Below are 10,941 nucleotides of genomic sequence, written 5' to 3' on the forward strand. Positions count from 1 at the left end.
CCGCGCGCCGGTGATATCGGGTTCCGAAGTCACCGTCGGTCCTCTTTCTCGGACGGCTTCCGCCCTGGTGGCGCGGTGCTACCGACGGTATCGCATACTGAGGGTATCAATGCCTTCTGCGGTTGTCCCGGGAAAACAATCGAGACGGTGAATTTCGTGATGGCCGCATATGGCCGGGGCGCTCGACGCGGTCCTAGGGTGGGAACCCGATTCGGACCGAGCCGGTCAGGAGAACGGTGAAGACCATTGACTCAGCGGAGCTGCGCGCCAGCTGGCGCGTCGTGCTGGCGGCGGTCCGCACGGGCGCCGAGGCGTTCGTCATCCTGCGCCACGGACGTCCCGAGGCGGTGCTGCTGTCGGCGGCGCAATGGCTGACGGGCTGCGTCAATGTGCCGGTGGCGGAGGTCGATCGGCGTGCCCGGGCCGCCTCGGATGTGCGCAGCGGGCTGCGGGCCGTTCGCACCGCCGCGCACGCGTCCGGACAGCACACACTCATCCAGAAGCAGTACGGTCCCTTGTTCAAGGACGGTTCGGCCGCCCATGTCGAAGCGGTGATCGCGCCGTACGACTGGGTGCGGCGGTCGCTTCCCGAGCTCGCGGCCGTCAGGACTCCGTCTCCGTGGCGCGCTGTTGTTCCCGGAGCCGGCGTCTGTCGTTGATCCGGCCGACCACCTCGACACAGGCCGGAATCCAGATCGGACTCAGGCCGAGCAGGAAGAGGGGGACGAGAATCCGGATTACCTCGAGCACGGGTCCGCACCCTTCGCGTCGCTGGGAGTGATGCTCAATACGCTAGGTGGGCAACGCTTTTCGTCGTATGGGCGGAGCGCACGAAGTTGACCGTCCGCTCGTGCGGTGCGCACAAGGGAGGTGTGAGGTGACAGCATGTGTACTTATGTGTAGGTACTGAGGTGTAGCCTGACTCGGCGACGAGAGGACTTCCGTGCAAGACGTTCACGCACCGCTGCTCACCGCACTGTCCGACCCGAGCGCACCGGATCTGGCCGCCGCTATCACGATCGGGGCCGACAGGATGTCGCGAGCGGATCTGCTCGCCGCCGCCGCCGCGGTGGCGGACCGGATCCAGGGCGCCGGCCGAGCCGCCTTCACCGCCGCGGCGACGATCGACACCGTCGTCGCCGTCGTCGGATGTCTGCTGGCCGGAGTGACCGCCGTCCCGATCCCCGCCGATGCGGGCATCGGCGAGCGCTCGCACATCCTCGCCGACTCCGCCGCGACCCTCTGGTTGGGGGACGCGCCCGGCGATGTCCGGCTGCCGGTCGTCGCGTTCGACACCCGATCACGCTCCTCGAACGTGCCCCCGGAACCGGCGTCCTCCGCTGTCGCCCTGATCCTTTACACCTCGGGGACAACGGGTTTGCCCAAGGGCGTTCCGATCACCCGCGCCGCGATCGCCGCCTGCCTGGACGGACTCGCGTCGGCGTGGGAATGGACCGCCGCCGATACGCTGGTGCACGGATTGCCGCTGTTCCATATCCACGGCCTGGTGCTGGGCGTCCTCGGCGCGCTGCGCATCGGATCCCCGCTCGTGCACACTGTGCGGCCGACTCCGGAAGCGTATGCGGCAGTGCGTGGTTCGCTGTATTTCGGGGTGCCGACCGTGTGGTCGCGGGTGTGTGAACAGCCGGACGCCGCCCGGGCGCTCGGCTCGGCCCGGCTGCTGGTCTCCGGCAGCGCGCCACTGCCGGCCGCGGTCTTCGCGCGGCTGGCCGAGCTGACCGGTTCCGCGCCGGTGGAACGGTACGGGATGACCGAAACCCTGATCACGGTCAGCGCCTGTTCCGGCGGCGAACGCAGACCCGGATGGGTGGGCTCCCCGCTACCCGGGGTCCGGACCCGGCTGGTCGACACCGAGGGCGATCCCGTTGCGGCGGACGGTGAGACATTGGGTGCGCTCGAGGTGTCGGCCCCGACCGTCTTCGACGGCTATCTCCACCGCCCCGACGCCACGGCGCGATCGTTCACCGCGGACGGCTGGTTCCGGACCGGTGACATCGCCGTCGTGGACTCGGGCGGCTTCCACCGGATCGTCGGCCGGGAGTCGGTGGACCTCATCAAATCCGGCGGATACCGGATCGGGGCGGGCGAGATCGAACAGACGCTGCTGTCCTACCCCGGAATCCGGGAGGCGGCGGTGGTCGGGGAGCCCGATGACGATCTCGGGCAGCGGATCGTCGCCTATGTGGTGGGCGAGGTGCCCGATCGCCGGGACGCCATCGAGTTCGTCGGCAGGACGCTGTCGCGGCACAAGCGCCCCAGGCGCATCGAGATCGTCGACGAACTACCGCGTAATGCGATGGGCAAGGTGCAGAAGAAGCTGCTCGGCGACAACGCTACGGATTCCCGGCGATCCTCACGATGAGCACGTGGTCGGTGAGCCGTCCGAGCGCCTTGGCGCCGAACGGCAGGTGCGGCTCGCGGCTGTCCACCACGCGCGGGTCCGCGATGGTCAGGGTCTTCCCGGCGCGCCGGATCCGGCCGCCTTGTGCCGCAAGCAGATTCGCCACCCATTGGGTCTTCGGTCCGTAGGGCAGTCCGATGGCGATGCGGTCGCCCTGACGGAAGGCGAGAACCGGTGTCGCGTAGAGGTTTCCGGATTTCCGTCCGGTGTGCAGGATGACCGCCCACGGCGGCAGGTAAGGGGACCAGGCGCCCTGGATCCGATTGGTGACGCGCCGGTTGAAACGGGCCAGGGCCCGAGGCAGTGCGCGAGTGGCGGTGGCCGGGGTGGGGGAGTTCGACACGATTCTCTCGCTTCTACGAACCGCTGGTATGAGATACCGACGGTAGCAGACGTCAGGGTGTCGCGCCGGCGATCGGCTCGTCGAAATCGATGGCCGCCCCGGCGGCGGCCGCGGCGATCTCGATGATCGCGCGCACCGCCGGTTCGACACGGCTCACGAACTCCTGCGCCGACCCGGCGAGCTGGGTCGGCCGCGCCCACCAATCGGCGGCGCCTTCGACACTGCCCACGACCATGGACGCGTACAGGTCCGCGTCGATTTCGGTTGTGGCGCCAGATGATTCGATGAGATAGGTGATCAGGCCGGCGACCTCGGTGCGGATCGCCTGCCAGTTCTCGAGCGCCTTCACCCCGGGGTTCTCCGCACCCAGGAACAGGAACCTCGCGATATTCGGATGTTCCACGATCAAGGTCGCGTAGCCGGTCAGTGCGGCGTGCAGTACACCCGCCGGGCTGTCGGCCGGCCGCCGCCGGGCCTCGGTCAGGCCGCGCACGATGTCCTGCTTGGCGCGATCGGCGATGGCCACCGCCAATTCGGACTTGTCGGTGAAGAAACGGTAGAGGGTCGGCTTGGGCACCTTCGCCTCCGCCGCGATGGCGCGCATGCTGGCCTGCGGGCCCTCGGCCTCGATGGCGCGGATCGCCGCCTCGACCAGTTTGCGACGCATCTCCGCCCGATGTTCGGCCCATCGTTCGGTCCGGGCGTCGCCCACGAGCTCACCTCTCCGACTGTCGCCGCTCCGGCCGATCGGCGCCAATTCGCCTATCGACCTGCGATGTTAGCAGGATTCGCGACGCCTTCCCGACAGCCGGTCGTCAACAGGCGAGTGGATCGCCCTCGCCCCCGGTGGTATCGCGAGCCCAATTGCTCGCGCGGGTGCGACGTCGTGCCGAATGCGCGGTTCGCATGTCCTTGTCATCGCTGAGCGCAATTCTCGAAACAGCTGATTACTGTTCGAATATCAATAGGATTCGGTACTTCGCATCTGAAATACGATATGTCCGCGTAGGTTTCGACTCGGCAAATATATTGTTTGTCCCGGCCTTGACCGGATGCGGTGGCCGCGGGCAAAGTGACTGGCGGGCAAGGCTATCGAGGCAGCCTGGATAGTTCAGTTCGTGGCGCGGGTGGAGAGAAGGAATAGACGTGTCGTATGCGGGTGCCGGATGGCTGGAGCCGATCGCGGCGTCGACCGAACGATTCGTCGCGACGGTCGAGCGGCTCGCCGACGATCAGGTTCGCGCCGAGACGCTGATCCCGCCGTGGACGCGAGGACATGTGATCACCCATATCTGCCGGGCGGGCGACAGTTTGATGCGGCTGTTGAGTTGGGCCCGTACCGGAATCGAGGTCCCGCAATATCCGAGTATGGAGGCGCGGGCCGCCGAAATCGAGGCGGGTGCGGAACGTTCGGTCGCTGAGCTGGTGGCGGACCTGGCCGACAACAGTGTTCGGTTCGCCGACGCGGTGCGCGCTCTGCCGGAGGAAGGGTGGCGGCGCTCGGTCCGGACGCGCACCGGAGAGTCGCGAACGGCGGAGACCTTGATCCCGATGCGACTGCGCGAGTTGGAGATCCATCATGTCGATCTCGACGCGGGGTATGCCTTCTCGGATATTCCCGTCGCCGCGGCTCGATGGATTCTCGACGACATCGCCGACGCCCTCGATCGGCGCGGCGCGGACTGTCCCGCGCTGCGATTGCGGGCGACCGACAGTGGGTTCGCTCGCGATCCCGGCACCCCGGAGACCCGCGACCGGATCGGCGTCATCGGCACCCAGGCCGACCTGCTCGCCTGGCTCAGCGGCCGCGTGCCCGCTGCGAACACCGATCTGGCGGCCGACGGCGCCGACACGGTTCCGGTCGCACCGGTCTGGATCTGACCGGGATCAGTAATCGAGCGCGTGCTCCGGTTGGCAGACGTCGAGCGGGGAGGGCAGGTAGCGCACGATCGCGTCGAGCAGGGGTGCGGTGTCGTTGCTCCGGGGTGCGGCGCTGCACAGGACCGGGACCACGTCGCCGAGGCGGGTGAGTGAGCGGATGCGGTGGTGCAGCCGGTCGGGGGTGATCTCGCTCGGAGCCGCGTCCGCGGCGTCCTCGGTCAGGGTGCGGACCAGTGCGCGGTAGCCGTGTTCGGCGGATTGCCAATGCGGGCCGTAGATTTCGGCGGCCAGGGGTTCCAGGGCCCACACCCCCGGCAGGTCGATGACGCCTTCGAAGGCGGGTCCGGTCCCCATCGGGAGCTGGAGGGTCAGCGGGACGGCTCCCCGGGTGTCGGCGATGGTGCGTAGGCAGCGGGGGAAGTTGGCGGCCGGGTGGTCGAGCGAGGTCACCAGGCAGAGCCGGGCGACCTGGTGGTCGTCGGCGATCTGGAGGATCGTCTCGAGCCGGGGCGCGTTGGTTTCGGCGGCGTCGACGACGGCGATGACGCTGTCGGCGACGCGGATGGCGCGTTGCAGGATCGGGATGGGGGCGTGGCTGGAGACCTCGGCCAGGCGGATCGTGTGATCGGCGCGGTCGGCGGACCAGCGCAGCTCGGGGCCGGGGTGGGCGGAGCCGTGCAGACGGTGCAGCAGTCGGGTGGTGCCGGCGGGGTCGCCGATGAGCGTCACGTTGCGGATCGACTGCGGGTCAATAGCTTTGGTGGCCATCGCGGTGGGTTACTCCTCAATCCGAGGGTTCACCGTACCTCCGCGGGTGGATCGCGCGTGGGGAATTCGCCCCCAAAGTAGAACGTGTTCCTATACCGTCGGGCTTGTGCAGAAAGAACAACGCCCCGCCGTGGCCGACTGGTTCACTGCGGATGACGGTGTGGCGCGGCTGCGCGGCAGCCGCTGCAAGGAGTGCGGCACACCGTATTTCCCGAAGAACACCCTCGCCTGCCGGAACCCCCGGTGCGCGGGCCCGAAAGATGGCTCCGAGCTGGAGGATTACCTCTTCTCCACGCGTGGCCGGATCTGGTCGTACGCGGATGCCCGGTACAAGCCGCCCGCCCCGTATGTCTCGGGTGACCCGTTCGAGCCGTACGTGATCGCGGCCGTCGAGCTCGAGGTCGAGAAGATGGTCATTCTCGGACAGGTGGTGCGCGGGTTCACCGTCGACGACCTGGCCGTGGGCATGCCCGTCGAACTCGCCGTCGGCACCCTGTACGAGGACGACGAGGCGGAGCACACGGTGTGGAAGTGGAGGCCGGTCAATGACTGACACGAATCGCGATATCGCCGTCCTCGGCGCGGGTATGCACCCGTGGGGCAAGTGGGGACGCAACTTCGTCGAATACGGACTGGTCGCCGCCCGCGCCGCGCTCGCCGACGCTGGAATCGAGCATGAGGACGTCGGCTACATCGCCGGCGCCGACACCATCCGCAACGGCTACCCGGGCTTCGTCGCGGGCGCGACCTTCGCCCAGGCGCTGGGCTGGTCGGGTGCGCGTATCTCGAGCAGCTACGCCGCCTGCGCCTCCGGTGCGCAGGCCATCGCCAACGCGCGCGCCCAGATCCTGGCCGGGCTCACCGACGTGGCGTTGGTGATCGGCGCCGACACCACCCCGAAGGGCTTCTTCCAGCCGGTCGGCGGCGAACGCCGCGACGACCCGGACTGGCTGCGCTTCCACCTGCTCGGCGCGACCAACCCGATCTACTTCGCGCTGTACGCCCGCCGCCGCATGGCGTTGCACGGCGCCACGCTCGACGACTTCGCTGCGGTCAAGGTGAAGAACGCCCGCCACGGCCTGAACAACCCGTACGCGCGCTACCGCAAGGAGGTGTCGGTCGAGGAGATCGCCGCCTCGGCCATTGTCTCGGATCCGCTGCGGCTGCTGGACATCTGCGCCACCAGCGACGGCGGCGCGGCCCTGGTGCTGACCTCGATGGACTACGCGCGCAAGCACGGCATCGCCGACCCGGTCCGGATCAGCGCCCTGTCGACGGTCACCCCGGTCTTCCCGAAGACCGTGCTCGACCTGCCGGACTTCGCGACCGACTCGGCCCTGGCCGTCGAGGCGCCGCCGCACACCTTCCGGTCCTCCCTCGCGCTCGCCGCGTACGAGGAGGCCGGTATCGGCCCCGAGGACCTGTCGCTCGCGGAGGTCTACGACCTGTCCACCGCCCTGGAGCTGGACTGGTACGAGGACATCGGGCTGTGTGAGGTCGGCGGTGCGGAGGCGCTGCTGCGCAGCGGCGCGACCACATTGGGCGGCCGCGTCCCGGTGAACCCCAGCGGCGGTCTGGCCTGCTTCGGCGAGGCCATTCCCGCCCAGGCCATCGCCCAGATCTGCGAGCTCACCTGGCAGCTGCGCGGGCAGGCCGACGGCCGTCAGGTGGAGAACGCCCGCGCCGGAATCGCGGTGAACCAGGGCCTGTTCGGCCACGGTTCGGCAACCATCGTGACTCGATGATTCACGTTGCGGCGCTGCGGTATCGGAGCTGATCCGATTTCGTAGTCCCGAATGGAACGGCCCGCCGGTAGGTACCGGCGGGCCGTTTTCGTGTCGCTGGCGATCTATTCGCTAATCGGGAGAATTTCGATCCGGGTTCGAGATCCGTTGTGGCACGGATACCAAACGGTCCAAAACACTCATCTGAATAACGGATATTTCATATGCTCTGGCCCGCGGAGTGGGGGACTACTGCACCCGCTTCGGCAACCTGGATAAGAGGGACAGTTTATGAAACGAACGATTCTTGTGGGCATCGCGTCCTGTGCTCTGCTCGGGGCGGGCGTCGGAACCGCTGCGGCGGACGGGATTCCGCTGACCCCGGCCGCTCCGGTGGACCTGCCCGTCACGTCCGGTTCGGCCTCGGAGCTGGGCAATATGGTGGGCGCGGGGTCGGTGGGCCTCACCGCCCTGGGCGCGGGCCTGGGCAGCGCGTTCGGCGGCGGATACGCCAACGGGGTGATCAGCACCCTGTCCGCCGGACTGTCCTCGCAGTAGCGAGGCGGCGGCGGTCGCGGGGCGCGACCCGTCCGGCGGCCGCCGCGTGTGGTGATGCTCGCACCCCTCCCGAACGCGACGTGGATCTCACATGCGGGTAGCCGAGGATTGTGCGACTTCGGGGCTGGATAGCATCGTCAGCACGTGCAGATCTAGGAAACCCCGAGGACTTGTGTTGACTACCGACCATCTTGACCGCTGGAACGCTCACGAGGCTGCGGCGGAGGCGATGATTCCGATCATCGGCAGCTTGTATCGGGACAAGGGGGTGACGATTCTGCTGCACAGCCGGTCCCTGGTGAACAAGTCGGTGATCAGCATCCTGCGAACCCACCGGTTCGCGCGGCAGATCGAGGGCGAGGAACTGTCGATCGACGAGACGCTGCCCTTCCTGGAGGCGCTGCGCACGCTCGACCTGGGCCCCAGCAAGATCGACCTGGGCCGGCTGGTGATGGCCTACCGCGCCGACCAGCGCGGCCTGTCGGTCCCCGAGTTCACCGCCGACGTGCTCGCCGACGTCACCGGCGACAACAAGGCCGAGGCGCAGGGCCCGCGCGATGTCGTGCTGTACGGCTTCGGCCGCATCGGCCGGCTGGTGTCGCGGCTGCTCATCGAGAAGGTCGGTTCCGGCAACGGCCTGGTGCTGCGGGCCGTCGTGGTCCGCAAGGGCGGCGAGGACGACCTGGTCAAGCGGGCATCGCTGCTGCGCCGCGACTCGGTGCACGGCCAGTTCAACGGCACCATCAAGGTCGACGCCGAGAACAACACGATCATCGCCAACGGCAATGCCATCAAGTTCATCTACAGCAATGACCCGACCTCGATCGACTACACCGAGTACGGGATCGACAACGCGATCCTGATCGACAACACCGGTAAGTGGCGGGACCGCGCGGGCCTGGAACAGCACCTGCGCCCGGGCATCTCGAAGGTCGTGCTGACCGCGCCCGGCAAGGGTGACGTCCCCAATATCGTGCACGGCGTCAACCATCGTGAGCTGGACCTGTCGCAGACGATCTACTCGTGCGCGTCCTGCACCACCAACGCGATCGTCCCGCCGCTCAAGGCGATGGAGGACGAGTTCGGCATCGTGCGCGGCCACGTGGAGACCGTCCACTCGTTCACCAATGACCAGAACCTGCTGGACAACTACCACAGCTCCGACCGCCGCGGCCGTTCCGCGCCGTTCAACCTGGTGCTGACCGAGACCGGCGCGCAGTCCGCGGTCAAGAAGGCCATGCCGGACTTCTCGGCCAAGATCACCGGCAGCTCGATTCGCGTTCCCACCCCGGATGTCTCGGTGGCGATCCTGAACTTGCAGCTGAAGCGGGCGACCTCCAAGGACGAGGTGCTCGAGTACCTGCGTGAGATGTCGCTGTCGGGTCCGTTGAGCCGCAACCTCGATTTCACCGCGGCCACCGATGTGGTCTCGAGTGACTTCATCGGCTCGCGCGCGGCCTCGATCGTGGACGCCAACGCCACCATCGTCGACGGCGACACCGCGATCCTCTACCTCTGGTACGACAACGAGTTCGGCTACTCCTGCCAGGTCGTGCGGACCGTGCAGTACATCTCGGGCATCGAGTACCCGACCTACCCGCGCGTGGGCGCGGAGAGCGTCGCGGTCGCGGCGGGCTAGTCCCCGGATGTGACGAAGGGCCCCGGCGGTGTGACCGCCGGGGCCCTTCGCTGGGTGTCGACTAGCTGGCCGGTGTGACCGGCTGCCAGCACACCACGCGGGCGGGCTGCGGGGTCACGGTCGCGCCGGCGGGGATGGCGCACTGGTTGGTGTCGGTGGTGCCGTCGAAGCGGCCGCCGATCTGCACGGTGATGGCGGTGCCGTTCTTGGCCGCGCAGTCGATGGGCGCGATCTGGTTGACGTCGGGCTGCATGCTGTAGCAGCTGCCCACCTTGACGTTGGGGGCGAAGCACAGCGAGCTGTTGCCGTTGGTGAGCACGAAGTAGCCCGCGTCGCGCAGCTTGCCGTCGGGGCAGGTGGCGCCGTTCTTCACCGAGGCGGCCAGTTCGTAGACCGCGGAGTTGTCCTCGCAGGCGGTCGGCTTGATCTTGCCGATCTGAGCGCCGCGGTAGTCGGTCGCGGTGACGCAATTGCCCACGGCCAGTTCGGGATCCTTGGCCGAGATGGCGCCGGACTTGGTGAGGCCCGCGACCAGGCCGAGCGCCAGGATCAGGATGCCGGCGACCGCGACGATGGTGCCCGTGTGCTTGGGCAGGCCCGAGGACGCGGCCTGGGCGGGCGTGCCGCCCTCGCCCGCCGCGACGGCGGGGGTCGCCTTCGACCGGTTGCGCAGTACGAGCCCCACGATGACCAGGACCACGCCGGCCGCTGGGATCAGGAGGCTGCCGGCGGAGAAGCCGGAGGAGTCGGCCGAATCTCCGGCCGCAAGGATCGCGGTCGACCCGATTTGCCCAATGAACACTGTGTTTCAACCCTTCCGGTCCGGTGACGGACTCGGCAGGAAAGTACCTCGAGTGGGGTACCGGCCGGGCTGTTTTTAAATGAACTTGTTTCCGATTTTTTCGGAGTGCGCTCACTGATGTGACTCGCGCCTGACCCGGGTGCCCGGGGTGCTGGGTCCTTCGGATTCGAGGGGGCGGCCACTGTCGGGCGCGGTCGATTCCGACGCACGGATCCTGCGCTACTGGAGCCGGACCGGAGAAGTGATGGGCGCCTTGACGACCGGCGCCGAGCAGCAATGGCTGCACGGCGCGTTGGAACGATCGGTGGGTGGTGGGCCGGGCTAGCGGGTCCGGCCCACCGGAACCGCTAGGGGATCAGTGCGTTTCGCCCGCGGTCTCGGCCAGCCAGTTGCGCAGCCAGACGGTCGCGGTGGTGCCGTTGCTGTCGACGACATAGCGCGGATACGACTGGTGCACGCCCGAGTCCAGGAAGTCCTGGACCTGCTTGAGCCACTGCTCACTCGCCGGGTTGTCGCCCGGGGCGTTGAGGATGGCGGTGCCGCCCTGGACCAAAGCCTCGGCCAGGATGGATTGGAACGTCAGCACATAGCTGGGGATCTGCACGGGGTCCTGGGCGGTGAGCTGGGTGAGCAGCCCGGCCGAGCGGCCCGCCAGATCATCGGTGGGGACCGAGCAGTACAGGTCGCCCGCGGCGCAGAAGGTGCGCACCCGCGGGCTGAGCCAGCCGAAGCCGCCCGCCCGGGCGCCGCCGGCTCCGGTGCCCGCCACCGACGGACCGATCAGGGCGTCGGTGGGGGAGCGGC

11 protein-coding genes and 1 pseudogene are annotated in these 10,941 nt (G+C 68.2%); 7 read left to right on the forward strand and 5 right to left on the reverse strand.

Annotation, left to right across the window (positions count from 1 at the left end):
* Positions 1 to 236: 236 nt before the first annotated feature.
* Positions 237 to 659, forward strand: coding sequence for a type II toxin-antitoxin system Phd/YefM family antitoxin (locus ACWELJ_RS07225; protein WP_452365284.1), 423 nt, complete (start codon positions 237 to 239; stop codon positions 657 to 659).
* 284 nt (positions 660 to 943) lie between these two features.
* Positions 944 to 2,383: an acyl-CoA synthetase gene (locus ACWELJ_RS07230; protein ID WP_452365285.1), complete on the forward strand. Its 1,440-nt coding sequence runs from the start codon at positions 944 to 946 to the stop codon at positions 2,381 to 2,383.
* Here ACWELJ_RS07230 and ACWELJ_RS07235 read toward each other — a convergent pair.
* A complete protein-coding gene (locus ACWELJ_RS07235; RefSeq protein WP_452365286.1) occupies positions 2,355 to 2,765 on the reverse strand; it encodes a nitroreductase family deazaflavin-dependent oxidoreductase in 411 nt (136 codons plus the stop codon). The two genes, ACWELJ_RS07230 and ACWELJ_RS07235, sit on opposite strands and share 29 nt — an antisense overlap.
* Positions 2,766 to 2,817: 52 nt before the next feature.
* Positions 2,818 to 3,477, reverse strand: a complete 660-nt coding sequence (locus tag ACWELJ_RS07240; protein ID WP_452365287.1) for a TetR/AcrR family transcriptional regulator — start codon at positions 3,475 to 3,477, stop codon at positions 2,818 to 2,820.
* Between the two features lie 434 nt (positions 3,478 to 3,911).
* On the opposite strand from ACWELJ_RS07240, the gene ACWELJ_RS07245 reads away from it, so the two are divergent.
* Positions 3,912 to 4,646 (forward strand): maleylpyruvate isomerase family mycothiol-dependent enzyme, encoded by a 735-nt coding sequence (locus tag ACWELJ_RS07245; RefSeq protein ID WP_452365288.1) that lies wholly within the window; start codon positions 3,912 to 3,914, stop codon positions 4,644 to 4,646.
* Positions 4,647 to 4,652: 6 nt separating this feature from the next.
* Here ACWELJ_RS07245 and ACWELJ_RS07250 read toward each other — a convergent pair whose 3' ends face one another.
* The gene (locus ACWELJ_RS07250) at positions 4,653 to 5,414 is read right to left on the reverse strand and encodes a GTP-binding protein (RefSeq protein WP_452365289.1); all 762 of its coding nucleotides are present in this window, start codon (positions 5,412 to 5,414) and stop codon (positions 4,653 to 4,655) included.
* 106 nt (positions 5,415 to 5,520) lie between these two features.
* Between ACWELJ_RS07250 and ACWELJ_RS07255 the strand changes: the two genes are divergently transcribed.
* The 4 genes from ACWELJ_RS07255 (at position 5,521) to ACWELJ_RS07270 (ending at position 9,335) form a co-directional block, all read left to right on the forward strand.
* Positions 5,521 to 5,967 (forward strand): Zn-ribbon domain-containing OB-fold protein, encoded by a 447-nt coding sequence (locus ACWELJ_RS07255; protein WP_452365290.1) that lies wholly within the window; start codon positions 5,521 to 5,523, stop codon positions 5,965 to 5,967.
* Complete coding sequence (locus tag ACWELJ_RS07260) at positions 5,960 to 7,159, forward strand: lipid-transfer protein (protein ID WP_452365291.1); 1,200 nt, start codon at positions 5,960 to 5,962, stop codon at positions 7,157 to 7,159. The genes ACWELJ_RS07255 and ACWELJ_RS07260 overlap by 8 nt, the downstream gene beginning before the upstream one ends.
* Before the next feature lie 270 nt (positions 7,160 to 7,429).
* Positions 7,430 to 7,696 (forward strand): hypothetical protein, encoded by a 267-nt coding sequence (locus tag ACWELJ_RS07265; RefSeq protein WP_452365292.1) that lies wholly within the window; start codon positions 7,430 to 7,432, stop codon positions 7,694 to 7,696.
* A gap of 175 nt (positions 7,697 to 7,871) precedes the next feature.
* Positions 7,872 to 9,335 carry a glyceraldehyde-3-phosphate dehydrogenase gene (locus ACWELJ_RS07270; protein ID WP_452365293.1) on the forward strand — a complete coding sequence of 488 codons (1,464 nt, stop codon included), beginning with the start codon at positions 7,872 to 7,874 and terminating at the stop codon, positions 9,333 to 9,335.
* A 61-nt stretch (positions 9,336 to 9,396) separates the two neighbouring features.
* On the opposite strand, the gene ACWELJ_RS07275 is transcribed toward ACWELJ_RS07270, so the two are convergent.
* Together ACWELJ_RS07275 and ACWELJ_RS07280 are read right to left on the reverse strand one after the other, a co-directional pair.
* Positions 9,397 to 10,137, reverse strand: coding sequence for a hypothetical protein (locus tag ACWELJ_RS07275; RefSeq protein WP_452365294.1), 741 nt, complete (start codon positions 10,135 to 10,137; stop codon positions 9,397 to 9,399).
* Between the two features lie 355 nt (positions 10,138 to 10,492).
* Positions 10,493 to 10,941 (reverse strand): annotated as a pseudogene (locus ACWELJ_RS07280) (cutinase family protein); the annotation flags it as partial.

This window comes from Nocardia sp. NPDC004582, assembly GCF_053602115.1.